The sequence below is a fragment of the Lampropedia puyangensis genome (genome assembly GCF_004833285.1).
GTDB lineage: Bacteria > Pseudomonadota > Gammaproteobacteria > Burkholderiales > Burkholderiaceae_C > Lampropedia > Lampropedia puyangensis.
This window is the reverse complement of sequence record NZ_STFG01000066.1, coordinates 284-499: the sequence shown is the minus strand read 5'-3', so window position 1 is coordinate 499 and position 216 is coordinate 284. Positions and strand designations below refer to the sequence as shown.

The 216-nt window shown below is 39.4% G+C and carries 1 protein-coding gene; it reads right to left on the bottom strand.

Features of this window, described 5'->3' with window-relative positions:
• A partial coding sequence (locus E9531_RS17705) for a protein rep (RefSeq protein WP_211343494.1) occupies positions 1-216 on the bottom strand: 216 nt, incomplete at both ends.

Here is a 216-nt window from a genome sequence, read left to right as displayed (position 1 = left end):
CAAAGCTTGTTCCAGATCGTCAATCACCTGTAAGTCTTGTTCTGGATTATGCGTCAAAATATCTTTAGACTTTACCTGATATTTAGCCGTTTCTTGAGCACTGGCCAATAAAGAATTTTTATGGCGATTCACATTCGGTTTAACTGCCTCAACATTCACAACTGGCATATAAGTTAATTTCATAGCTCGTTGCCAATATCCAGTCCATTCCGCCTG